Annotated in this window: 19 protein-coding genes and 2 pseudogenes; 12 read left to right on the top strand and 9 right to left on the bottom strand. The window is 73.1% G+C overall.

The window, feature by feature from the left end:
* Positions 1-106 precede the first annotated feature (106 nt).
* Both SCA03_RS13070 and SCA03_RS13065 read left to right on the top strand, forming a co-directional pair.
* Positions 107-1,330, top strand: coding sequence for an MFS transporter (locus tag SCA03_RS13070; RefSeq protein ID WP_030879915.1), 1,224 nt, complete (start codon positions 107-109; stop codon positions 1,328-1,330).
* Between the two features lie 259 nt (positions 1,331-1,589).
* Positions 1,590-2,621 carry a metallophosphoesterase family protein gene (locus SCA03_RS13065; RefSeq protein WP_086817646.1) on the top strand — a complete coding sequence of 344 codons (1,032 nt, stop codon included), beginning with the start codon at positions 1,590-1,592 and terminating at the stop codon, positions 2,619-2,621.
* On the opposite strand, the gene SCA03_RS13060 is transcribed toward SCA03_RS13065, so the two are convergent.
* The 3 genes from SCA03_RS13060 to SCA03_RS13050 form a co-directional block, all read right to left on the bottom strand.
* A complete protein-coding gene (locus SCA03_RS13060; RefSeq protein ID WP_037851568.1) occupies positions 2,593-4,380 on the bottom strand; it encodes an NAD+ synthase in 1,788 nt (595 codons plus the stop codon). The two genes, SCA03_RS13065 and SCA03_RS13060, sit on opposite strands and share 29 nt — an antisense overlap.
* 114 nt (positions 4,381-4,494) lie before the next feature.
* The gene (locus SCA03_RS13055) at positions 4,495-6,222 is read right to left on the bottom strand and encodes a multicopper oxidase family protein (RefSeq protein ID WP_086817645.1); all 1,728 of its coding nucleotides are present in this window, start codon (positions 6,220-6,222) and stop codon (positions 4,495-4,497) included.
* A 217-nt stretch (positions 6,223-6,439) separates the two neighbouring features.
* Positions 6,440-7,168, bottom strand: coding sequence for a hypothetical protein (locus tag SCA03_RS13050; RefSeq protein ID WP_086817643.1), 729 nt, complete (start codon positions 7,166-7,168; stop codon positions 6,440-6,442).
* 136 nt (positions 7,169-7,304) lie between these two features.
* On the opposite strand from SCA03_RS13050, the gene SCA03_RS13045 reads away from it, so the two are divergent.
* The 8 genes and pseudogenes from SCA03_RS13045 to SCA03_RS13015 all read left to right on the top strand — a co-directional run bounded on the left by SCA03_RS13045 (position 7,305) and on the right by SCA03_RS13015 (position 12,407).
* Positions 7,305-8,441, top strand: a complete 1,137-nt coding sequence (locus tag SCA03_RS13045) for a helix-turn-helix transcriptional regulator (RefSeq protein WP_230988631.1) — start codon at positions 7,305-7,307, stop codon at positions 8,439-8,441.
* A gap of 106 nt (positions 8,442-8,547) precedes the next feature.
* Entirely contained in the window at positions 8,548-9,753 is a 1,206-nt protein-coding gene (locus SCA03_RS13040) for a S8 family peptidase (RefSeq protein WP_030879902.1), read from the top strand.
* A gap of 111 nt (positions 9,754-9,864) precedes the next feature.
* Positions 9,865-10,086, top strand: a pseudogene (locus SCA03_RS36790) (pentapeptide repeat-containing protein); the annotation flags it as partial.
* 35 nt (positions 10,087-10,121) lie between these two features.
* Positions 10,122-10,277, top strand: a pseudogene (locus tag SCA03_RS37215) (Scr1 family TA system antitoxin-like transcriptional regulator); the annotation flags it as partial.
* 25 nt (positions 10,278-10,302) lie between these two features.
* Positions 10,303-10,494 carry a DUF397 domain-containing protein gene (locus SCA03_RS13030; protein WP_030879900.1) on the top strand — a complete coding sequence of 64 codons (192 nt, stop codon included), beginning with the start codon at positions 10,303-10,305 and terminating at the stop codon, positions 10,492-10,494.
* Positions 10,495-10,497: 3 nt separating this feature from the next.
* Positions 10,498-11,172: a formylglycine-generating enzyme family protein gene (locus SCA03_RS13025; RefSeq protein WP_030893081.1), complete on the top strand. Its 675-nt coding sequence runs from the start codon at positions 10,498-10,500 to the stop codon at positions 11,170-11,172.
* Positions 11,173-11,237: 65 nt separating this feature from the next.
* Entirely contained in the window at positions 11,238-11,435 is a 198-nt protein-coding gene (locus tag SCA03_RS13020; RefSeq protein ID WP_086817641.1) for a DUF397 domain-containing protein, read from the top strand.
* A gap of 57 nt (positions 11,436-11,492) precedes the next feature.
* Entirely contained in the window at positions 11,493-12,407 is a 915-nt protein-coding gene (locus tag SCA03_RS13015; RefSeq protein ID WP_086817640.1) for a phosphotransferase, read from the top strand.
* A 36-nt stretch (positions 12,408-12,443) separates the two neighbouring features.
* Here the strand turns inward: SCA03_RS13015 and SCA03_RS35075 are convergent, their stop codons facing one another.
* The 3 genes from SCA03_RS35075 to SCA03_RS13000 all read right to left on the bottom strand — a co-directional run bounded on the left by SCA03_RS35075 (position 12,444) and on the right by SCA03_RS13000 (position 15,230).
* Positions 12,444-12,911: a DUF3592 domain-containing protein gene (locus SCA03_RS35075; protein WP_030879887.1), complete on the bottom strand. Its 468-nt coding sequence runs from the start codon at positions 12,909-12,911 to the stop codon at positions 12,444-12,446.
* A 535-nt stretch (positions 12,912-13,446) separates the two neighbouring features.
* On the bottom strand, positions 13,447-14,127 hold the full coding sequence (locus tag SCA03_RS13005) for an FMN reductase (RefSeq protein WP_086817638.1): 681 nt from the start codon (positions 14,125-14,127) through the stop codon (positions 13,447-13,449).
* Entirely contained in the window at positions 14,124-15,230 is a 1,107-nt protein-coding gene (locus SCA03_RS13000; RefSeq protein ID WP_086817647.1) for an LLM class flavin-dependent oxidoreductase, read from the bottom strand. The genes SCA03_RS13005 and SCA03_RS13000 overlap by 4 nt, the downstream gene beginning before the upstream one ends.
* A gap of 369 nt (positions 15,231-15,599) precedes the next feature.
* Between SCA03_RS13000 and glnA2 the strand changes: the two genes are divergently transcribed.
* Together glnA2 and SCA03_RS12990 are read left to right on the top strand one after the other, a co-directional pair.
* Positions 15,600-16,961, top strand: a complete 1,362-nt coding sequence (gene glnA2 / locus SCA03_RS12995; RefSeq protein ID WP_030879876.1) for a gamma-glutamylpolyamine synthetase GlnA2 — start codon at positions 15,600-15,602, stop codon at positions 16,959-16,961.
* Positions 16,962-17,079: 118 nt separating this feature from the next.
* A complete protein-coding gene (locus SCA03_RS12990) occupies positions 17,080-20,097 on the top strand; it encodes a bifunctional [glutamine synthetase] adenylyltransferase/[glutamine synthetase]-adenylyl-L-tyrosine phosphorylase (RefSeq protein ID WP_141275382.1) in 3,018 nt (1,005 codons plus the stop codon).
* Between the two features lie 40 nt (positions 20,098-20,137).
* Here the strand turns inward: SCA03_RS12990 and SCA03_RS12985 are convergent, their stop codons facing one another.
* From SCA03_RS12985 to SCA03_RS12975, 3 genes are all read right to left on the bottom strand, one after another.
* Complete coding sequence (locus SCA03_RS12985; RefSeq protein ID WP_030879870.1) at positions 20,138-20,986, bottom strand: phosphatase PAP2 family protein; 849 nt, start codon at positions 20,984-20,986, stop codon at positions 20,138-20,140.
* Between the two features lie 36 nt (positions 20,987-21,022).
* Positions 21,023-22,126, bottom strand: coding sequence for a LacI family DNA-binding transcriptional regulator (locus tag SCA03_RS12980; protein ID WP_030879866.1), 1,104 nt, complete (start codon positions 22,124-22,126; stop codon positions 21,023-21,025).
* Positions 22,127-22,151: 25 nt separating this feature from the next.
* The coding region (locus tag SCA03_RS12975) for an alpha-amylase family glycosyl hydrolase (RefSeq protein WP_141275381.1) at positions 22,152-23,311 on the bottom strand (1,160 nt) is incomplete at its 5' end.

The raw sequence follows: 23,311 nt of genomic DNA, 5'->3' as shown, positions 1-23,311 counted from the left end.
GCCGCCGTGCCCGTACAGGCCGTCCCGGGACGCGGCGCGCCCCGGCCCCGCACACGTCCGGCGCCCGGACATCCACCCTCCTGTCGGAAAGGTTCTACCGCCAGCCATGCCCCTTGCCCTGCTCGCTCTCGCCGTGGCCGCCTTCGGCATAGGCACCACCGAGTTCGTGATGATGGGTCTGCTGCCCAACGTGGCCGACGACCTACAGATCTCGGTGCCCACCGCCGGATATCTGGTGTCCGCGTACGCGCTCGGCGTCGTCATCGGCGCCCCGCTGCTGACCGCGTTCGGCGCCCGCGTCCCGCGCAAGCGGATGCTGCTGTTCCTGATGGCGCTGTTCACCGCCGGGAACCTGGCCACGGCCTTCGCGCCCGGATTCCCCACGCTCGTCGCCGGCCGGATGCTGGCCGGTCTGCCGCACGGCGCGTTCTTCGGCGTCGGCGCGGTCGTCGCCGCCCGGCTCGTGAGGGAGGGCCGCGCGGCGCGCGCCGTCGCGATGATGTTCCTCGGCCTGACGGTCGCCAACATCGTCGGCGTGCCCGCGGCCACCGCCCTCGGCCAGCACCTGGGCTGGCGCGCCACCTTCCTCGTCGTCTCCGCGATCGGCCTGGTCGCCATGGCCGCGCTCGCCGCGCTCGTGCCCCGGCTGCCGCTGGAGCACCAGGGCGGCGTACGGCACGAGATCCGCGCGCTCGCCAACCGCCAGGTGCTGCTCGGCCTGTTGACCGCGGTCTTCGGCTTCGCCGGGATCTTCGCCTTCTACAGCTATCTCTCGTCGATGATGACCAAGGTGACCGGGCTCGCCGAGGGCTCGGTCACGCTCGTCCTCGCACTGTTCGGCATCGGCATGACGCTGGGCACGCTGATCGCGGGACCGCTCACCGACCGCGCCCCGCGCCCCACGCTCTATGTGGCGCTCGGCACCCTCGGCGTCCTGCTGACGGCCTTCCACTTCGCGGCGGACGTGACCTGGCTGGCGCTCGTCCTCGTGCTGCTGCTCGGTGCCGTCGGCTTCCTGATCACGACGCCCGTGCAGATGCTGGTCATGCGCGGCGCGTCCGAGGCGCCCACGCTGGCCTCGGCGTCCAACCAGGCCGCGTTCAACCTGGCGAACGCCGGTGGCGCCTGGATCGGCGGCGTCGTGATCGCCCTCGGCTGGGGCTGGACGTCCCCGACGCTGGTCGGCGCCGTCCTGGCCCTGGTGGGCCTCGGTATCGCCCTCTGCAACCGGGGCGGCACCGGCTCCCGTGTGATCGCCCGCGCGGAGGGGGAGAGCGCCGAGGCCGAGTCCGCGCCCCGGGAGCGCCCGGTCTCGGCACCCTCGCACTGAACCGCGTCCGAGCGGCCCGGCCCGGCCCCGCCAGGAGGCACCACCTCCGCCGGCGGGGCCGGGCCGCGGTGGTTCCGGTTCCGCTTCCGGCCGGCTCCCGCACCGTGATCCCCGTGCCGTCGTCCCCGGTTCATCCCCCGGCCACGCGGGGGCCTGTCGGCGGCGGATGTCCTGCCGTATGCAGGACGGGTTCCGGTCGTCGGACCGGGGCGCCCCGGGGCCGCGGGCCCGGCGGGGTTCGTGGGACGAGAGGGAACCGATGGAACGCAGAGCCGTACTGGGTGTGGCCGCGGGCGCGGTGGCCGCGGGGGCGACCGTGGCGCAGGGGAGCGCCCACGCCGTCGAGCGGGAGCGCGGCGGCGGGGCGGGGCGCCGGCCGGTGGCGCGGTTCGATGTGATCAGCGACATCCAGGGCGATCTCGCGGATCTGCGGGTGGCGCTGCGCGACATGGCGCGGACCAACCCGCGCGGCTCGGGCCTGGCGGTCGCGGGTGACATCACCCCGCGCGGCTACGACGCCGAGTACGCGCAGGTGCGTGCGGAGCTGGCCCGGCAGCACGTCCGGCCCGGCGATCTCGCCTGGGCCATCGGCAACCACGAGTTCTACGTCCCGAAGTGGCGCGACCCCGACACGCTGGCCGAGGAGACCTGGCCGAACGGCACCACGGAGGACTCGCTGTTCCGCAGCTTCTACCGGTTCGCGGGCCGCGGTTCGGTGTACGCCGAGAAGCTGTTCGACGGGATCCCGGTGCTGAGCCTGGGCACCGAGAAGTACCTGCACTACCACGACCCGAAGCTGTGGGACGAGGTGTGGCTGAGCGAGGCGCAGTTCGCCTGGCTGGAGGACCGGCTGCGGTACTGGTCGCGGCGGCGCCGTCCGGTGATGGTCGTGAGCCACCATCCGCTGCCGGACACGGTCTCGGGCAGCCGCAACGCGCTCTACCAGCACGACTACGTGCAGGCCGAGCGGCTGCTGGGCATCCTCGGCCGGTACCGGGACGTCTTCTTCTTCTGCGGGCACACGCACTGGGACCTCACGCTGTCCGACTGGTACGTGCGCCGGGTGGTGCCCGGCACCGCGAACCCGGAGGGCTTCTCCGTCGTCAACACCGGTGCGGTGCAGACCGGTTACCGGGACGACGGGAAGGGCGGCGAGGTCGCCGTGGAGGGGGCGTTCAACCAGGGCCTCCAGGTCGAGGTGTACCGCGACCGGGTACGGCTGCGGGCCCGGGACTTCGCCCGGGCCCGCTGGCTGAAGGAGATCACCGTCCCGCTGTCGACGGCCCGGTAGCCTCCGCCGGCGCTTCCCGCCAGGCACTGGTGATCGGCAGCCGGCGGTCCTTGCCGAAGCCCTTGGGGGAGATCTTGGTGCCCGGCGGGTACTGCCGCCGCTTGTACTCGGCGCGGTCCGTCATCCGCAGCACGCGGCGGACGGTCTCCTCGTCGAAGCCGGCCGCGACGATCTCCGCGGCGCCCTGGTCCTTGTCGACATACCGCTTCAGGACGCGGTCGAGCACGTCGTAGTCCGGCAGCGAGTCGGTGTCGACCTGGCCGGGGCGCAGCTCGGCGCTCGGCGGCTTGGTGATGGAGTTCTCCGGGATCGGCGGGGTGTGGCCGCGCTCGTGGGCGACGCGGTTGCGCCAGGTGGCGAGCCGGAAGATGTTCGTCTTGTAGACGTCCTTGATCGGCCCGTAGGCGCCCACCGAGTCGCCGTACAGCGTCGAATACCCCACCGCCAGCTCGGACTTGTTGCCCGGCGCGAGCACGATCTGGCCCTCCTGGTTGGAGATCGCCATCAGCAGGGTGCCGCGCAGCCGCGACTGGAGGTTCTCCTCCGCGAGGCCGGTGAGGTGCAACTCGCCCATGTACGCCTGGAACATGGGCTCGATCGGCACCGTGCGGAAGTTCAGCCCGGTGCGCCGGGCCAGCTCGGCGGCGTCGTCCTGGGAGTGCTGCGAGGAGTAGCGGGACGGCATGGCGACGCCGTACACGTTCGCGGCGCCGACCGCGTCGCAGGCGATGGCGGCGGTCAGCGCGGAGTCGATGCCGCCGGAGAGGCCGATGAGCACCGAGCGGAAACCGTTCTTCGCGGCGTAGGCGCGCAGCCCGACCACGAGCGCCGTGTAGATCTCCTCGTCGCTCTCCAGGCGCGGTGCCTCGCTGCCGGTGACCTCCGGCTCCCAGGCCGGCAGCGGCTCGGCGGACAGCACCCGGTGGTCGATGCGCAGCCCGTCGTCCACCGTGCCGGACGGGGGCGTGGCCGCCGCTGCCGGCAGGTCGAGATCGAGGACGACACAGCCCTGTTCGAACTGCGGGGCGCGCGCGATGACGTCACCGGACGGGTCGACGACGATCGAGTCCCCGTCGAAGACCAGCTCGTCCTGCCCGCCGATCATGGCCAGATACGCCGTGGTGCAGCCGGCCTCCTGGGCCCGCTTGCGCACCAGCTCCAGCCGGGTGTCGTGCTTGTCCCGCTCGTAGGGCGAGGCGTTCACCGACAGCAGCAGCCCCGCGCCGGCGCTGCGCGCGGCCGGGACGCGTCCGCCGTCCTGCCACAGGTCCTCGCAGATGGCGAGCGCCACATCGACGCCGTGCACCCGGACGACCGGCATGGTGTCGCCCGGCACGAAGTAGCGGAACTCGTCGAAGACGCCGTAGTTCGGCAGATGGTGCTTGGCGAAGGTGAGGACGACCTCGCCGCCGTGCAGCACGGCGGCGGCGTTCTGCGGGGCGCCCGCGGGCTGCCCGTAGCGGGGCTGTGCCTGTTCGCAGCGGTCGAGATAGCCGACGACGACGGGGACGTCACCGAAGCCCTCGTCGGCCAGCCGGCCCGCCAGCGACCGCAGCGCCGCCCTGCTGGCCTCCACGAAGGCGGACCGCAGCGCGAGGTCCTCGACCGGGTAGCCGGTGAGCATCATCTCGGGGAAGGCCACCAGGTGGGCGCCTTGCTCGACGGAGTGCCGGGTCCACTGCACGACCGACTCGGCGTTGCCTTCGAGGTCGCCGACGGTGGAGTCGATCTGGTTCAGGGCGAGACGTAGTTGAGCCACGCTTCCGAGTGTAAACCTCGGTAATCGTCGGGCTGACGCTATGGGCGCCCAGGGCCGCCGGGCGACGGCGGGAAGGAGCCGCCAGGAGCCCCTCCCGCCGCCGGTGACCTGCGGTTACTTCAGATATCCGAGGACGGTCATCATGCCTGACTCACCGTGGTAGACGTTGTGGCAGTGGAGCATCCACAGCCCCGGATTGTCCGCGTCGAAGTCCACCTCCAGCGTCCGGCCCGGCAGCACGATCGCGGTGTCCTTGCGGGGGCCGCCGCCCGGCAGCTGGAAGGTGTGGCCGTGCAGATGCATCGGGTGCCACATGTCGGTCGTGTTGACGAAGCGCAGCCGCACCCGCTCGCCCTCCGCGACCGGCCGCCGCTGCTCGGGGTCGTACGCCTCGCCGTCGATGCCCCAGTCGTACTTCGCCATCGAACCGGTCAGCTTCAGCGTGACCGTCCGGTCCGGCCTGCCGGGCTTCAGCGAGACGTCCTCGGCGGCGTCGAGCTGCTGCGCGGTCAGCAGTTTCCCGTCCAGCTCCGCGGGGCGCTCCCCGGCCTTCGGCGCCGGGCCGCCGCCGGTGCGCAGCAGTGCACGCGCCGACGCCTTCTTGCCCTCGGCGAGCGCCGTCAGCGGGAAGACGCCGTCCTCGACGGTGACGAGCACGTCGTACCGCTCGCCCATACCGAGCAGCAGCGCGTCCGTGCGGGCGTGCTCGACGGGGAAGCCGTCGGTGTGCGTGACCGTCATCCGGTGGCCGCCGAGCGCGACCCGGTAGGCGGTGTCGCCCCCGGCGTTGACGAACCGGATCCGCACCCGGTCGCCCGGCCGGGCCCTGAAGACCTCGGGGTCCTTCTCCGTGCGCCCGTTGACCAGGTGGTACGGGTACTTCACATCGCCCGCGTCGCCGCCCAGCAGCTCGCTCGTGGCGCCCATCATCATCCGCGACGGGCCGTCGCCCTTGCCGGCCCGGCGGGCGGTGGACGTGAGGGACGAGACGGATGCCATGGACGCCGCGGACGCCATGGACGCGGTGGAGGAGGCCGGTGCCGCGTACGCCGTACCGGAGACACCGGCCGCGCGGGACATGCTCATGCTGCCCATGTCGTGGCCGCCGCCGTGGTCCATGCCGCCGTGGCCGCCGCCGTGGTCCATGCCGCCCATCCCCTTGCGGAGTTCGGCGAGGACCGCGTCCGGTGTGGAGCCCTCGACGCCGTCGACCCAGTCGTCCAGGACGACGACCCACTCCTTGTCGTACTCCAGCGGCTCCTTCGGGTCCTCCACGATCAGCGGCGCGTACAGGCCGCGGTCCTGCTGGACGCCGGAGTGCGGATGGAACCAGTACGTGCCCGGGTGCGGCACCGCGAACCGGTAGGTGAACTCGGCGCCCGGCCGCAGGGCGCGCTGGGTGAGCGCGGGTACGCCGTCCATGTCGTTGCGCAGCGCGAGGCCGTGCCAGTGCAGGGAGGTCGACTGCGGAAGGTGGTTGGCGAGGGTCAGCGCGAGGGTGCTCCCCGCCGTCACCCGGACCTCCTTGCCGGGCAGCCGCTCGCCGTACGCCCAGGTGCGCACGGTGGTGCCGTCGCCCAGCTCGATCCGGGAGGGCGCCGCGGTCAGCCGCACCTTCTCGGTACGGCCGCCGCCGCGTTCCTTCTCGGCCGCCCGCACCTCGGGGCCGTCCGGGGCGACGTAGTCGCGCCCGTTCTTCGCCGAGCCGGAGTCGTCGGAGCAGCCGGCCAGCAGGCCGGCCCCGGCGAGCGCCGCCGCGGCACCGGCGCCGAGCACGGCGCGGCGGGCGGGCGCGGCAGCTGCTGCCGACGGCGTGGCCGAGGGGGTGTGTTGCGTACGCATGTCCGTCACCTCACGGGGTGTGTCGATCGCATGAACTCTTCGGTCCCGGTGCGGTGGTGGGGCGGAACGGCGAGCGCGCGCGTGCGGCCGCGACGGGGGCGCGGGCACGACGGAGGGACGGCGGGGCCGTGCCGGACGGGCACGGCAGCCGTGCGGTGCTGCGGGGTCCGGCCCGGAAGGGGCCGGGCGGACGGGTGCGCTCGGGTCCGCCGGGAGGCTAGATCCGCAGGATCGACAGCTGTGCGAGGCGTAGTGCGGTACGGCCGGGAGGGGCGACGGGCCGCAGGGCGCGCCGTATCCGGGCGAGCTGGTGCGTGAGCGGCTCGCGGACCGCCGACCACAGCGAGGCGAGCAGCGTCAGGGCGCCGAGCAGCGCGAGGACCGGCCAGGCGGCGAGGACGGCGAGGCACACGGACATCGGGTCGGTACCGAGCCCGTGCGGCTTCTCCGCGGGCGCGGAGGGGTTCCCGGCCTGCGCGGCACCCGCCTCTGCGGGGGCGGCCCCGTCGGTGTGAACGCCGTCCTCCCGGGGCCCTCCCTCCTGCGTCCCGTCCGCCTGCGTCCCGTCCGTCTGCGTCCTGTTCCCGTGCGGGGCGGACGCGGGCGAGGCGCTGTCCGGGAGGGCGGACGCCCGGGTCGGGGGCGCCTCCGGGGCGGGCGGATCGAGCGGGGAGTGCGCCGTGAAGGACGGCTGTGCCGCGAGTGGCGGGTGTGCCGGAGGAGCCGTGTCCGGCCGGTGGGGTCCCTGGGCGGCGGGGGAGTCGTGTGCGGTGAGTGCCGTGTGCGGCGCGTGTGCCGCGGGGGAGTCGCCCGCCGAGCCGTGGCCGGAGGACGGATGGCCGAGCGTGTGCATGGTGACGATGCCCAGCAGCAGCGCCGTGAACAGCAGAAGGCGGCCGCACCACCCGGTGGCGTGCCGCCGCCGTCCGTCGCCGCTCGTCCGCATGGGCCGCAGCTTAGTGGGATGCCCTCCCCGGGTATCGGTGCGGGGGCCGGGCCGCGGATTTCCGCAGGGTTGTTGTGGAAGTGAACGAGCGTTGGCGCCGTTCGGCCATTGACGTGAACTCGCCACCGTGACCAGGATGCCCAGCATGTTGGATGCCCTGGATCTCGACCCTGTCCAGCAGCAGATCTACGAGGCGCTCGTCGACGGCGCCGTCACCGTCCCCGACCTCCGCTCGGCCCTCGGGCTGGGCACGGCACGCGTGCGCGCCGCCCTGGAATCCCTGGAGCGGCTGAACCTCGTGGGCCGGTTCGACGCCGACCGGCCCCAGGGGCGCGGCGGCGAGGAGCGCTATCTGCCGGTGGCGCCCGAGGTGGCCTTCGAATCGCTGCTGGTCGCCCGCGAGGAGGAGCTCCAACGTACCCGTCGGCACATCCAGTTGCTGGCCACGCGCTTCCGTGCCAACTCCGAGGGCCGCGACCCGCTGGACCTGGTGGAGATCGTCACCGGCCGGGCCGCCGTCATCCGCCAGGTCGACCAGCTCCAGCGCAGCGCACGCGGTGAGATCCGCGGCATAGACCGCCCCCCGTACGCCAACAGCGACCCCGACCGGCTCGATCCGAAGACCGGCATGATGCCCGTCCAGGCCCAGATGCTGGGCCGGGGCATCGCCTACCGGGTCATCTACGACACCGAGGGGCTGGCCACCTTCGACCACCGGCTCAACACGGACATCGAGGCGTGCGCCGAACTCGGCGAGGAGGCGCGGGTGATGGCGGACACCCCGACGAAGATGCTCATCGCCGACGACCGACTCGCCCTCATACCGCTGCGTGCCGCACCGAACGAGCTGGTCAGCAGCGTCGTCGTGCATCCCTCCGGGCTGCTGGAGGTCTTGTGCGAGTTCTTCGAGGTGCTGTGGGGCCGTGCGCTGCCCATCTCCGAGTACCTCGCGGGCCGCAGACCCGGCGCGTCCGGCGGGCCGGACGCCGAGGAGGCACGGCTGCTGGCGCTGCTGACGACGGGCATGACCGACCAGGTGATGGCCCGTCAACTGGGGGTGAGTTACCGCACGTTCCAGCGCCGGCTGCACGGGCTGATGGAACGGCTCGGCGCCACCACACGGTTCCAGCTGGGGATGCGTGCCGCGAGCCTCGGCTGGGTGCCGCAGGCCACCGCTCCCTCGCCGCGCCGGGACGCCGCCCGCAGCCCCGCGAGCTCCCGTGCCGGCACCCGCCGCGGGGATGTCCGAACCGCCCTCAATGGGCACGCTTGAGCGAACTGCCGTTTCCTGCCGCGGTCTTGTCCCGCTCGCGTCACCCACTTAGGTTCCTGACTGCGCACCCCACAGCGCACCCCCCACACGAGGAGGAACCCTCCCCATGGCAGTGACGCGCAGGAAAGTAGCCCTCGGCATATCGGCCGCCGTCGCGGCGGCGGCCATCGGCACGGTCTCCGCACTCCCGGCGACCGCCTCGCCCGCCGAAGGCACCGTCGTCGGCGCCCACTCCGCGCAGGCGGTCAAGGGCAGCTACATCGTCACGATGAAGAAGTCGGCGGTGAGCACCAAGTCGGCGGCGGCCAAGGGCAAGTCCGTCATCAACGAGCACGGCGGCAAGGTGAAGAGAACCTTCACCGCGGCCCTCAACGGCTACTCGGCGCAGATGTCCGAGAAGGAGGCCAAGGAGCTGGCGGCCGACCCGGCCGTCGACAAGGTCTTCGCCAACCAGAAGCACACCATCACCGCCGAGCAGGCCGACCCGCCCTCCTGGGGCCTCGACCGCATCGACACCCCCGAACTGAACCTCGACAAGAAGTACGTGTACCCGGACAGCGCCGGTGAGGGCGTCACCGCGTACATCATCGACACCGGGGTCCGCACCACCCACAAGGACTTCGGCGGTCGCGCCAGCAGCGGCTTCGACGCCGTCGACGGCGACGACGACGCCACCGACGGCAACGGTCACGGCACGCACGTCGCCAGCACCGTCGCGGGCGAGGCGCACGGTGTCGCCAAGAAGGCCGACGTCGTCGCCGTCCGCGTGCTCGACGACAACGGCAGCGGCACCACCGAGCAGGTCGTGTCCGGCATCGACTGGGTGACCAAGAACGCCAAGTCCCCGTCGGTCGCCAACATGTCCCTCGGCGGCGGGGCCGACGAGGCGCTGGACACCGCTGTCCAGAACTCGATCAAGGCCGGTGTCACCTTCGCGGTGGCCGCCGGTAATGAGTCCTCGGACGCGGGGAACAGCTCGCCCGCACGCGTTCCGGAGGCCCTCACCGTCGGCGCCACGGACAACACCGACGCACAGGCCGACTTCTCCAACTACGGCGAGGTCGTCGACCTGTACGCGCCCGGCGTGGACATCACCGGCGCCTGGAACTCCGGTGACGACGCCACCGACACCATCTCGGGCACGTCCATGGCCTCCCCGCACGTCGCGGGCGCGGCAGCCGTCTACCTGGCCGGCCACAAGGACGCCACCCCCGACGCGGTGTCCAAGGCCCTGACCGAGGGCGCCTCGAAGGACGTCGTCGGCAACCCGGGCCCGGGCTCGCCGAACCTGCTGCTCAACATCGTCGAGTAAGACGGCAGAGCAGCACCGCTCAGCACAACTCAGCACCACCCGGGGAGCGCCCCACCGCGCTCCCCGGCACGAACCCAGCCGCGGCCCGGTGCCCCACACACCGGGCCGCGGTTGCCGTACGCGGGCCCGGAAGCCGCGTCCCACGGATATGACCTCCGCACCGCCCGGCGGGCCGCCCCCCGACGCGCCGGCCGACTCCTCTTCCACCGGGCCGAGTTCCCGGCAGGCATCGTCCTCGGCGGGGTGACGGTCGAGGGGCACGCCGACTTCAGCGGGGCGGCCTTCGGCGGCGACGCCCGGTTCGCCGGGGCGATGATCGCGGGTGACGCCACGTTCCGCCGGGTGGTGTTCGCGCACGTCCCCACCGTCGGTCCCTGCTCGACTTCGACGACGCCAAATCCGCTGTGTACGTTGAGGGGCCACGGGGAGGGCGGTCCTACGAGGCGCCGAAGCTGGTGAGCAATGCCGAGGCCTACTACGACCGGATCCGGGCCTGCGCACTGGGGCCGCACGAATCCGAAGCCCTCATCAGCGAGATCAGGAGTGCGCATGAGCGGGACGTGGATCAGGTCCGGCTACAGCGACCAGCAGGGCGGGCAGTGCGTCGAGTGGGCCCCGGGGCGCGTGTCCGGCGGCGAGGGCGTTCCGGTGCGTGACAGCAAGGACGTGGGACGGGCCCCGCTGCGGTTCTCGACGTGCGCGTGGACGGCCTTCGTGGAACAGATGAAGCGGACGGTGTAGCGCATGGCGACGGGGGCGGAGAGCACCATGGTCGAGGTGCCGGCGGGGCGGGTGACGCTGTCCGACCGGCGCACGAGCCGGAGTTGGCCGGTGGAGGTCGCGCCGCTGTGGATGTCGGCGTTCCCCGTCACGCAGGCGTGGTACGCGCAGGTGACCGGCGAGCGGCCGAGCAGCGTCCGGGGCGACCGGCTGCCCGTGGAGGGCGTCTCGTGGTGGGACGCGGTCCGCTTCTGCAACGCGCTGTCCCGCCGTGAGGGGCTCGCGCCCGCGTACCGTCTCGACGCCGACGCCGAGGCCCCCGAGTGGGACACCGCGGCTGACGGGTACCGGCTGCCCACCGAGGCCGAATGGGAGCACGCCTGCCGTGCGGAGACCACCGGCCCGCGCTACGGCCCGCTCGACGAAGTCGCCTGGTACGGCGGCAACTCGGGCGACCGGATCCACCCCGTGGGCGGCAGACGACCGAACGCCTGGGGCCTGTTCGACATGCTGGGCAATGTGTGGAACTGGTGCTGGGACGTCTACGACGCCGAGGTGTACGGCACCTACCGGGTGCTCCGCGGCGGCGGCTGGGCCGACGAGCACTGGAGCTGCCGCGCCTCGGTACGGCGCCGCAGCCACCCGACGTTCCGCATCGACGACGTGGGCTTCCGCGTCGCCCGCTCCACGCCGGGGTAGCGGTGGGCGGCCACGGGTGGACAGTGGGGGCGCGGTCTGCCCGGACGTCCCCCTGGAGGAACGGCATGAGCGAAGCGGTATGGATCAGGTCCGGCCACAGCGACCCGCAGGGCGGTCCGTGTGCCGAGTGGGCCCCGGGCCGCGTCCCCGGCGACGGGCTCGTCCCCGTGCGGGACAGCCAGGACGTGGGCCGGGAGCCGCTGATGTTCTCCACTCCCGCGTGGGCGGCCTTCGTCGGCGAGGTGAAGCGGGGCGCCGGCTGAGTCCCGGGGTGCGCCGTTCGGTGCGGGCGGGTGAGGGCGGCCGGATACCGTCTGCGTATGGCAGTCACCGGGACGGACATCACCGAGGCGCTGATCCGGGAGCTGCTGCGCGAGCAGCACCCCGACCTGGCGGGCCGCCGCCTGGAACTCGGTGCGCTCGGCTGGGACAACCAGGTGTGGCGGCTCGGCGACGACCTCGCCGTCCGGGTGCCCTGGGCGACGGAGTCCGCCGACGCACTGCTGCGCAAGGAGCACGCCTGGCTGCCCCGGCTCTCCCGGGGCCTTCCGCTGGAGATCCCCGTCCCGCAGCGCCTGGGCGAGCCCTCCGCACGGTTTCCGCGGCCCTGGCTCGTCACCACCTGGGTCCCGGGCGAGCCGGCCGACCGCGCACCCGCGACGTGCGCGGCGGCGGCCGACGCCTTGGCCGCCTTTCTGTCCGCCCTGCACCGGCCCGCACCCGACGGGGCGCCGACGGGCCGGGACCGCGGAGGCCGACTGACCGAGACGGCCGGGCACTTCGCCGCACAGCTCGACTCGGCCGTCGAACGGGGGCTGGTCCGCGACCCGGACGCCGCCCGCGCGGTCTGGGAGGACGCCGCCGAAGCGCCCGGCTGGACGGGCCCCCTCCTGTGGCAGCACGGGGATCTGCACCCGGCCCACATCCTCACCAGGGACGGCACTTTCTGCGGCGTCATCGACTTCGGCGATCTCTTCGCCGGTGACCCCGCCTACGACCTCGCCGCCGCCTGGCTCCTGCTGCCGGACGGCGCCACCGACCTCTTCCACGCGGCCTACCGGCCGCACCCGGACGCCGCGACCCTGCGCCGCGCCCGCGGCTGGGCGGTGCTGAGCGCGCTCGACCTCGCCCACATCGGCGACGCCGGCGTCCACGGCCGTCCCGGCGGCAAACCGTCCTGGGGCCCGCCCGCGCACGCGGCACTGCGCCGCCTCACCGCGTCGGACGGCAGCTGAACAAGGGGCCGCCTGCCCGGACTTGAGCAGTCTCCGCTACATGAACATCGCCCCGCCGAGGAACCCCAGACCGAGGACGGTGAACAGGGCGCCCACCGCGGTGAAGAGCCACCACAGGGCGCTGCCCTCGGTGGGGAGCGTCCAGCGGGAGGGGTTCGCCGGGTCGTAGCGGACCTCGACGGGGGTGCCCACGGCGAGGGCCTGCTCCTGGGGGCGGGCGACGTTCCACTCGGTCTCCATGGCCCGGCCGTCGGCCGTGGTCCAGGCGATGACCGGGGCGTAGGCGAAGGGCCCCGTGGAGGAGTGGAGCGTGGACGTGGTGTGCGAACTCGGGCCCTTCATCTGCCGTTCCGTGAGCCGGGCCACCACGCCCTCGGCCCGCGCGCCGTCCCGCAGGAGGGCCCGCCTCCGGCGGATGTGCCAGTACATACCGGTGCCGAGGGCGGCCCCGGCGGGGGTGAAGGCCGCCCCGAGGATCCACAGGACGGAGGACGAAGAGGACATGGAGCCCGTTCCGGTCGGCAACGGCGGACAGCGACGGCCGAGCCGAACGACGAAGCACCCCGCCACCCCGCAACGACCAGCGCGGAGCCTACCGCCGGGGGGCTCGGGGAGGTACCCGTAGCAGGGGCCAGTGCGTCCATCGCCAAGTGGTGGCGGGGGAGCCGTGGTTGGCCGAAAGCGCCGCCCCCGAGCAGGGGAAGGTGCCTGCTGATGCGGTGACGGGCGAGGAGCCCGAGTCGAGACGGTGTCGCTGGGACACGCCCCGCTGGCCTGCGGTGTGAGGTGGCTCCGTCGACACGTCGGCGCGCGCGACCGGGCGGGACGAGGACGGTCGGTGCGGGCGGGCGACGGGAGGCGCCACGGCGGCGGCCTGGCAGGCGGGGGCCAGCGGTGCCCGGCGCGCGCCCTGCCGACGCGGGCCGCCCGCGCCCCCGCCCGTGCGGTGCCACTGCTCATGCGTCCCATTTCACCGGACGGGGGTGCGCGGCGCGATGCCTTCAACACCCCCGGGATTGCGGTGAGTCGGGCGGACGGCTCACTCCTCCGGCAGGCGGAGGGCGGCCAACTGCTGTTCGAACGGGAGGACTTCCTCCTGTTCGGGGCCGTCGGCGGAGAAGCGGCCGGGGCTCAGCAGCCCGGCGAACTCGCCGCCGGCCCGGGCGATCCGGCCGGGCAGGGACGGGGTGATGCCGTCGTCGGCCGCCGCCCAGTCGTCGGTGGCGGCGTAGACGGCCGTGGGCGAGGTGACCGCGCGCAGATAGCTGAACAGGGGCCGCAGCGCGTGGTCCAGGACGAGCGAGTGCCGGGGTGTGCCGCCCGTGGCGCCGAACAGGACGGGCTTGCCCACGAGCGTGTCCTTGTCGAGGACGTCGAAGAAGGACTTGAACAGCCCGCTGTAGGAGGCGGAGAAGACGGGTGTGACGGCGATCAGCCCGTCGGCCGCCGCCACCTCGTCGAGCGCGTCGCGCAGCTCGCCCGCGGCGAAGCCGGTGACGAAGGTGTGCGCGATCCGGGCGGCCAGATCGCGCAGTTCGACGGTGCGCACCTCGGCGGTCAGGCCGCGTTCGTCCAGCGCGAGCCGGGTGGCCTCGGCGAGCCGGTCGGCCAGCATCCGGGTGGACGAGGGCTCGCTCAGCCCGGCGGAGACGACGACCAGCCGGACCGGCGGCTGCTCGGTGGGGGCGGCGGGGGTGCCGGGAGTGGCCGTGCCGGTCATGCGGGGCTCCCTTCCGTGGCCGCGCCGGTGGGCCGGAGCGCCGACACGCGGTTCGCGTGGCTGGGCGCGTCGGCGGTGCCGGCCGGACGGCCGCGCTCCATTTCCTTGCGCAGGACGGGTACGACCTCCTCGCCGAGCAGGTCGAGCTGTTCCAGGACGGTCTTCAGCGGCAGGCCCGCGTGGTCCATGAGGAACAGCTGGCGCTGGTAGTCGCCGAAGGACTCGCGGAACGTCAGCGTCTTCTCGATGACCTCCTGGGGGCTGCCGACGGTCAGCGGCGTCTGCTCGGTGAACTCCTCCAGGGTGGGCCCGTGCCCGTAGACGGGGGCGTTGTCGAAGTAGGGGCGGAACTCACGTACCGCGTCCTGGGAGTTGCGGCGCATGAACGCCTGCCCGCCGAGCCCGACGAACGCCTGCTCGCGGGTGCCGTGCCCGTAGTGCTCGAAGCGGTCCCGGTAGAGGTTGATCAGGCGCTGGAAGTGGTTGCGGGGCCAGAAGATGTTGTTCGCGAAGAAGCCGTCGCCGTAGTAGGCGGCCTGCTCGGCGATCTCGGGGCTGCGGATCGAGCCGTGCCACACGAACGGGGAGACGCCGTCCAGCGGGCGCGGGGTGGAGGTGAAGCCCTGGAGCGGGGTGCGGAAGCGGCCCTGCCAGTCGACGACCTCCTCGTCCCACAGCTTGCGCAGCAGCGCGTAGTTCTCGATGGCCAGCGGAATGCCCTGCCGGATGTCCTGACCGAACCAGGGGTAGACGGGGCCGGTGTTGCCGCGGCCCATCATCAGGTCGACGCGGCCGTCGGCGACGTGCTGGAGCATCGCGAAGTCCTCGGCGATCTTCACCGGGTCGTTGGTGGTGATCAGCGTGGTGGCGGTGGACAGCAGGAGCCGCTCGGTGCGGGCCGCGAGATAGCCGAGCATGGTCGTCGGGGACGACGGCACGAACGGGGGGTTGTGGTGCTCGCCGGTCGCGAAGACGTCGAGCCCGACCTCCTCGGCCTTCTGCGCGATGGTCAGGATCGCCTTGATGCGCTCGTACTCCGTCGGCGTCCGGCCCGTCGTGGGGTCCATGGTCACGTCGCCGACGCTGAAGATCCCGAACTGGATGGGGGGCGTGCCCGGGGTGGCCGTCATGGTGCTCGCCTCGTCGATTCCGTTGGTTGACTGTTCAACTACACCCCCCTCAATGCATGGCGCCCGCGCAGAATTCCCGCCCCGGGGTGTGCCCGGACATCGCCGCGGTGACCTGCGAAAACGCCGGCTCGGAGTCGGCGGGGACAGGGGGCGCCGGGCGGGGGTCGACGGGGCGGTCGCGCACGGGCGGGGTGAGGAGTGTGTGTGAAACGATCGGGAACGATCGCACGTGGGCCCACCACGGCCGGACATCTCCCGGAAACCCCGTGGTGGAATGCTCCACCTGCACCCGTTGCGCCCAGGGGACCCGAGCACACCCCTCTGACCTGCAAGGATAGGCCCATGGACAAGCAGCAGGAATTCGTCCTCCGGACGCTGGAGGAGCGCGACATCCGGTTCGTCCGCCTCTGGTTCACCGACGTCCTCGGCTTCCTGAAATCCGTGGCCGTGGCGCCCGCCGAACTGGAGCAGGCCTTCGACGAGGGCATGGGCTTCGACGGTTCCGCCATCGAGGGGTTCGCACGCGTCTACGAGTCCGACATGATCGCCAAGCCGGACCCCAGCACCTTCCAGATACTGCCCTGGCGGGCCGAGGCCCCCGGTACCGCCCGGATGTTCTGCGACATCCTCATGCCGGACGGCTCCCCCTCGTACGCCGACCCGCGCTACGTCCTCAAGCGCGCCCTCGCCAAGGCGTCCGACCTCGGGTTCACCTTCTACATCCACCCGGAGATCGAGTTCTTCCTGCTCAAGGACAAGCCGGTGGACGGCACCCGCCCCGTCCCGGCCGACTCCTCCGGGTACTTCGACCACACCCCGCAGAACGTGGGCATGGACTTCCGCCGCCAGGCCATCACCATGCTGGAGTCGATGGGCATCTCGGTCGAGTTCTCCCACCACGAGGGGGCGCCCGGCCAGCAGGAGATCGACCTGCGCTACGCCGACGCCCTCTCCACGGCCGACAACATCATGACCTTCCGCCTGGTCATGAAGCAGGTCGCTCTCGAACAGGGCGTCCAGGCCACCTTCATGCCCAAGCCGTTCTCGGAGTACCCCGGCTCCGGCATGCACACCCATCTCTCCCTGTTCGAGGGGGACCGCAACGCCTTCTACGAGTCCGGCGCCGAGTACCAGCTCTCCAAGGTCGGCCGCTCGTTCATCGCCGGGCTGCTGGAGCACGCCGGCGAGATCTCCGCCGTCACCAATCAGTGGGTCAACTCCTACAAGCGCATCTGGGGCGGCGCCAACCGCACGGCGGGCGAGGGCGGCGAGTCCCCCTCCTACATCTGCTGGGGCCACAACAACCGCTCCGCGCTGGTCCGGGTACCCATGTACAAGCCCGGCAAGACGGGGTCGACGCGGATCGAGATGCGCTCCCTGGACTCCGGCGCCAACCCCTATCTCGCCTACGCGGTGCTGCTCGCCGCCGGGCTCAAGGGCATCGAGGAGGGCTACGAGCTGCCGCCCGGCGCCGACGACGACGTGTGGGCGCTCTCCGACGCCGAGCGGCGGGCCATGGGGATCGAACCGCTCCCGCAGAACCTGGGGGAGGCGATCGCGCTCATGGAGCGCAGCGAGCTGGTCGCCCAGACGCTGGGGGAGCACGTTTTCGACTTCTTCCTGCGGAACAAGAAGCAGGAATGGGAGGAGTACCGCTCCGAGGTCACCGCCTTCGAGCTGCGGAAATCCCTTCCCGTTCTGTGAAAGTGCTCCGGTTCTGCCCGTTCCCGTTCCGGCGTCGCGCCGGGGCGCCGGTACCCGGATTCCCCGGCCTCCGGCCGGTCGGCGCCCCCCGGAACGGGCTCATGGTGAGAGGTGAGATGTGACCCAGGGTGGCCGGCGGGACAGCCGGTTCGCGCGGCTGGTACGGCAGGGCTTCACGGATCCGGCAGCCGCCGGGAAACTCCTCGACCAGGAGGAGCTGGCCCCGCTGCACGGTGACCCCCTCTTCCTCGACGCGCTCGGCGCGACCGCCGACCCGGACCAGGCCCTCCTCGGCCTGCTCCGCATCGTCGAGTCCCTGGACGCGGAACAGCCGGGCGAGGGGCCGGCCGGCGCCGAGGCCCGGCGGCTGCTGGACGCGCTGCGCACCGCGAAACCCCTGCGCGACCGCCTCCTCGGCGTCCTCGGCGCCTCCGCCGCGCTCGGCGACCACCTGGCCCGGCACCCGCACGACTGGCAGGCCCTCGCCACCTACGAGACGAGCGACCTGCACCCCGGCACCGAGGAGTTCGAGGCCGCGCTGCGCGACGTCGCCGACCCCGACGCGCTGCGCATCGCCTACCGCCGCGCCCTGCTCGCCCTCGCCGCACGCGACGTGTGCGGCACCCGGGACGTCGCCGAGACCGCGGCCGAGCTGGCCGACCTCGCCACCGCCACGCTGCGCCGGGCCCTCGCGCTCGCCGCCGCCGCGGCACCCGAGGACGCCGCCGCCTGCCGGCTCGCCGTCATCGGCATGGGCAAGTGCGGCGGGCACGAGCTGAACTACGTCTCCGACGTGGACGTCGTCTTCGTCGCCGAGCCGGCCGCCGGCGAGCAGGACGAGCACGAGGCGCTGCGCGCCGCGGGGCGGCTGGCCGCGCACATGATGCGGATCTGCTCCGACACCACGGCCGAGGGCACGATCTGGCCGGTGGACGCCAATCTGCGCCCCGAGGGACGCAACGGCCCGCTCGTGCGCACCCTCGACAGCCATCTGGTCTACTACCAACGCTGGGCCAAGACCTGGGAGTTCCAGGCGCTGTTGAAGGCCCGCCCCGTCGCGGGGGACGCCGCGCTCGGCGCCGAGTACGTGGCGGCCGTGGCGCCGCTGGTGTGGCAGGCGGCCGAGCGGGAGAACTTCGTCACCGACGTCCAGCAGATGCGCCGCCGGGTCGTGGCCAGCATCCCCCGGGCACACGTCGAGCGGGAACTGAAGCTCGGCCCGGGCGGGCTGCGGGACGTGGAGTTCGCCGTGCAGCTCCTCCAGCTGGTGCACGGCCGCAGCGACACGGCGCTGCGCAGCCCCAACACGCTCCAGGCGCTCGACGCGCTCGCCGCCGGCGGCTACGTCGGCCGGCAGGACGCCGCCTCCCTCGACGCGGCCTACCGGTTCCTGCGCACCATGGAGCACCGCATCCAGCTGCACCGGATGCGCCGCACCCATCTGATGCCGGACAGCGAGGCCGACCAGCGCCGGCTGGCCCGCTCCCTCGGGTACCGCAGCGAGCCCGTCGCCGAGCTGCACAAGGCGTGGCGCCGGCACGCCTCCGCCGTGCGCAGGCTGCACGAGAAGCTGTTCTACCGGCCCCTGCTGGACGCCGTCGCCCAGCTCACCCCGGGCGAGGTGCGGCTGTCCCCGCAGGCGGCCCGGCAGCGGCTGGAGGCCCTCGGCTACGCGGACCCCGGGGCGGCGCTGCGGCACCTGGAGGCGCTCTCCTCCGGGGTGACCCGCAAGGCCGCCATCCAGCGCACCCTCCTGCCGGTGATGCTCGGCTGGTTCGCCGACTCCGCAGACCCGGACGCCGGGCTCCTCGCCTTCCGCAAGGTCTCCGACGCGCTCGGCCAGACCCCCTGGTACCTGCGGCTGCTGCGGGACGAGGGCGCGGCCGCCGAGAACCTCGCCCGGGTGCTGTCCGCGGGGCGGTTCGCGCCGGACCTGCTGCTGCGCGCCCCGGAGGCGGTCGCGCTGCTCGGCGACGAGGGCGGGCTGCGTCCCCGCGATCCGGACGCGCTCGCCCAGGAGACGCTCGCCGCCGTCGGCCGCGCCGACGGTGCCGAGCAGGCCGTCACCGCGGCCCGCGGGGTGCGCCGCCGCGAGCTGTTCCGCACCGCGGCGGCCGATCTGCTCGGCGCCTACGGCACCGAGGGCATCGCCCAGGCCGTCCCCGCCGAGTCGCTGGACAGCGTCGGCGACGCGCTCACCGGCATCAACGCCGCCGCGCTGGCGGGAGCCCTGCGGGCGGCCGTGCGCGCCCAGTGGGGTGCGGAGCTGCCGGCCCGGTTCGCCGTCATCGGCATGGGCCGCTTCGGCGGCCACGAGATGGGCTACGGCTCGGACGCCGACGTCCTGTTCGTCCACGAGCCGCGCGAGGGGGTCAGCGAGCACGAGGCCGGCAAGGCCGCGTTCGCCGTCGCCACGGAGATGCGCCGGCTGCTCCAGCTGCCCAGCGCCGACCCGCCCCTGGTCATCGACCCCGATCTGCGTCCCGAGGGCAAGTCGGGCACCCTGGCGCGCTCGCTGACCAGCTATGCCGCCTACTACGCGCGCTGGTCGGTGGTGTGGGAGAGCCAGGCGCTGCTGCGTGCCGAGTACGTCGCGGGGGACGCGGGCCTCGCCGCCCGGTTCCTGGAGCTGATCGACCCGCTGCGCTATCCCGACGGAGGCCTGGACGAGGCCGCGGTGCGGGAGATCCGCCGGCTGAAGGCGCGGATGGAGAGCGAGCGGCTGCCGCGCGGCGCCGACCGCACCACCCACACCAAGCTCGGCCGGGGCGGCCTCACCGACGTCGAGTGGACGGTGCAGCTCCTCCAGCTCCAGCACGGTCACCGGCTGTCCGGGCTGCGCACCACCCGGACCAGGAGCGCGCTGGCCGCGGCCGTCGAGGCGGAGCTGATCGACGAGACGGACGCCCGGACGCTGGACGAGGCGTGGGTGCTGGCCTCCCGGGTGCGCAACGCGGTGATGCTGGTGCGCGGGCGCCCGGGCGACACCTTCCCCTCGGATGCCCGGGAGCTGGCCGGGGTCGGCCGGTATCTGGGCTACGAGCCGGGGCACGTCGGGGAGATGCTGGACGACTACCGGCGCATCACCCGGCAGGCCCGCGCGGTGGTCGAGCGGCTGTTCTACGACGCCGAGTAGCGGGGGCCGGGCGGCGCGGCGCCCGGCCGGGCCGCCGTGGTCAGGCGGGGGCGGGCGCGAGCTGCGGCAGCCGGTAGGAGAACCGGCCGTACCAGGCGTAGGAGAGCGCGAAGCCCAGGGAGAGGCACAGCAGCCCGCCGACGGCGTCGAGCCAGAAGTGGTTGGCGGTGCTCACGATGACCAGCAGCGTCGTCGCCGGGTAGAGCGCGCCGAGGATCCGCACCCACAGCGGGCGAGCCAGCATCACGATGGTGACGCCGCACCACACGGACCAGCCGATGTGCATCGAGGGCATGGCCGCGTACTGGTTGGACATCTCCGCCAGGTTGCCGGAGGCCATCGAACCCCAGGTCTCGTGCACCTGGACGGTGTCGATGAAGTGCCCGCCGTTCATCAGCCGGGGCGGCGCCAGCGGGTAGAGGTAGTAGCCGAGCAGGGCGGCGCCGGTGGTGGCGAACAGGACGAGCCGGGTGGCGGCGTAGCGGCCCGGGTGGCAGCGGAAGAGCCACACCAGGACGCCGATGGTGACCACGAAGTGCAGCGTCGCGTAGTAGTAGTTCATGCCGACGATGAGCCACGTGACGCCGTTGACCGCGTGGTTGACCGAGTTCTCCACGGCGATGCCGAGGATGTGCTCGGCCTTCCAGATCCAGTCGGCGTTGCGCAGCGCGGCGGCCTGCTGCTCGGGAACGGCGTTGCGGATCAGCGAATAGACCCAGTAGCTCACCGCGATGAGCACGATCTCGAACCAGAGCCGGGGGCGCCGGGGCGCCCGCCAGCGGTCCAGGGCGGCGGCGTACCGCCCGCGGGTAGGGGGCGCTGCCTCGGCCGGTGCGTCCGTCGCGTCGTGCCGGGCTTCTTCATCAGGCTGTGTGGTCGTGACCCCCATGGCAGAACAGTCTGCCAGACAGGGCCCACCGTCCGATCATCCTGTGGTCGGGTTCCGACGGGCCCGGCTCCGACCTTCGGCAGAGGCGCGGCCCTGGGCCGGAAGACGGTCCTGGGCGCTCGCTTCGCGGCCGGGTCCGGAGGCCGTCGAGCCCCTGACGACCAGCTCGGGCAGGAAGACGAACTCGCTGTGCGGTGCCGGGGTGCCGGCGATCTCCTCCAGGAGGGTGCGTACCGCCGCCTGGCCCATGGCCGTCACCGGCTGCCGGATCGTCGTCAGCGGGGGATCGGTGAACGCGATGAGCGGGGAGTCGTCGAAGCCGATGACCGAGACCTCGGCCGGTACCGCGAGCCCGCGCTGCCGCGCCGCCCTGATCGCGCCGAGCGCCATCATGTCGCTGGCGCACACCACAGCGGTGCAGCCCCGCTCCAGCAGGGTGCCGGCTGCGGCCTGCCCGCCCTCCAGGGTGAACAGGGAGTGGGCGATCAGCTCGCCGGGGTCGGCGCGGTCGCCGAGCAGCTCGGTGACGCAGCCCCGGAAGCCCTCGATCTTGCGCTGGACGGGCACGAACCGCTCGGGCCCGAGCGCGAGACCGATCCGCTCGTGGCCGAGCGAGACCAGATGGGAGACGGCCAGCCGCATCGCCGCCCGGTCGTCGGGGGAGACGAACGGGGCGCGTACGTGCGGCGAGAACCCGTTGACGAGGACGAACGGCACGCCCTGGCCGTGCAGCCGCTCGTAGCGGCCGGTGTCGGCCGTGGTGTCGGCGTGCAGGCCGGAGACGAAGATGATCCCGGCGACACCCCGGTCCACCAGCATCTCCGTCAGCTCGTCCTCGGTGGAGCCGCCGGGCGTCTGGGTGGCCAGGACCGGGGTGTAGCCCTGCCGGGTCAGGCCCTGCGCGATGACCTGCGCGAAGGCGGGGAAGATGGGGTTCTCCAGCTCCGGGGTGATCAGACCGACCAGCCCTTCGCTGCGGCGGCGCAGCTTGACGGGGCGTTCGTAGCCGAGCACGTCGAGCGCGGCCAGAACGGACTCACGGGTGGCCGCCGCGACACCCGGTCTGCCGTTGAGCACGCGGCTGACCGTTGCCTCGCTGACCCCCGCCTGCGCTGCGATGTCAGCAAGCCGTGCGGTCACGGGAAGTGACCTTACCGGCCTGCTGTCAGGCTGCCCACCAGGTGCAGGAATTCCCGGGCACCCGCACGGTCTCCGCCGCTCCCGCCGCCGTCTCGGCCCCGGGCGTTCCGGTCGCCGCCGCGGTGTCCGCAGCGGCCTCCGTGCCCGCGGCGCCCGGGGAGCCGTCCGCGTCCTGCGGGCCGGGGACGGACGCGGCGGAGGACAGCAGCAGCCGGCCGGGGGCGGTGAACGTCACGGGTTCGTCCCGGGTGTTGAGCACACACACCAGGCCCGGCCGGGAGAAGGCCAGGACGCCCTCCGGCATCGGCAGCCACTCCATGGCGCTGTCGCCCAGGCCGGGCAGCCGGCGGCGCAGCCGCAGCGCCGTGCGGTACAGCTCCAGCGTGGAGTGCGGGTCGCCGGTCTGCCGCTGGACGGACAGCTCGCGCCAGGTGGCGGGCTGGGGCAGCCAGCTGCGGCCGGGGCCGAACCCGAAGGAGGGGCCGTCGCTCTCCCAGGGCAGGGGCACCCGGCAGCCGTCCCGCAGCCCGCTCTGCCCCTCCGTGGTACGGAAGAACGCCGGGTCCTGGCGTACCTCGTCGGGGAGTTCGGTCACCTCGGGCAGGCCGAGTTCCTCGCCCTGGTAGAGGTAGGCGGAGCCGGGCAGCGCCAGCATCAGCAGGGCGCCGGCGCGGGCCCGGTCCAGGCCGCCGAGCCGGGTGCGGTGGCGGACGACGTCGTGGTTGGAGAGCACCCAGGTGGTGGGGGCGCCGACGACGGAGCTGGCCGCCATGGAGGCGTCGATGACCTCGCGCAGCGCCCCGGCGTCCCAGGACGCGGTCAGGAACTGGAAGTTGAACGCCTGGTGCAGCTCGTCGGGGCGCACATAGCGGGCCAGGCGTTCGGCGTCGGGCGCCCACGCCTCGGCGACGCCGATGCGGTCGGGGCCGTAGGACTCCAGCAGTCGGCGCCAGGCGCGGTGGATGTCGTGGACGCCGTCCTGGTCGAAGAAGGGCAGCCGCTGGTTGCCGATGAGCCGGGCCTGGGCGCCGTGGCCGATGTCGGGCAGTCCGGGCGCCTTGATCATGCCGTGGGCGACGTCGATGCGGAAGCCGTCGACGCCGAGGTCGAGCCAGAACCGCAGCACGGAGTCGAACTCGGCGTGCACCTCCGGGTTCTCCCAGTCGAGGTCGGGCTGTTCGGGTG

Source organism: Streptomyces cacaoi, assembly GCF_006539165.1.
GTDB classification, from domain to species: Bacteria; Actinomycetota; Actinomycetes; order Streptomycetales; family Streptomycetaceae; genus Streptomyces; species Streptomyces cacaoi.
This window is presented reverse-complemented; position numbering and strand designations above follow the sequence as displayed.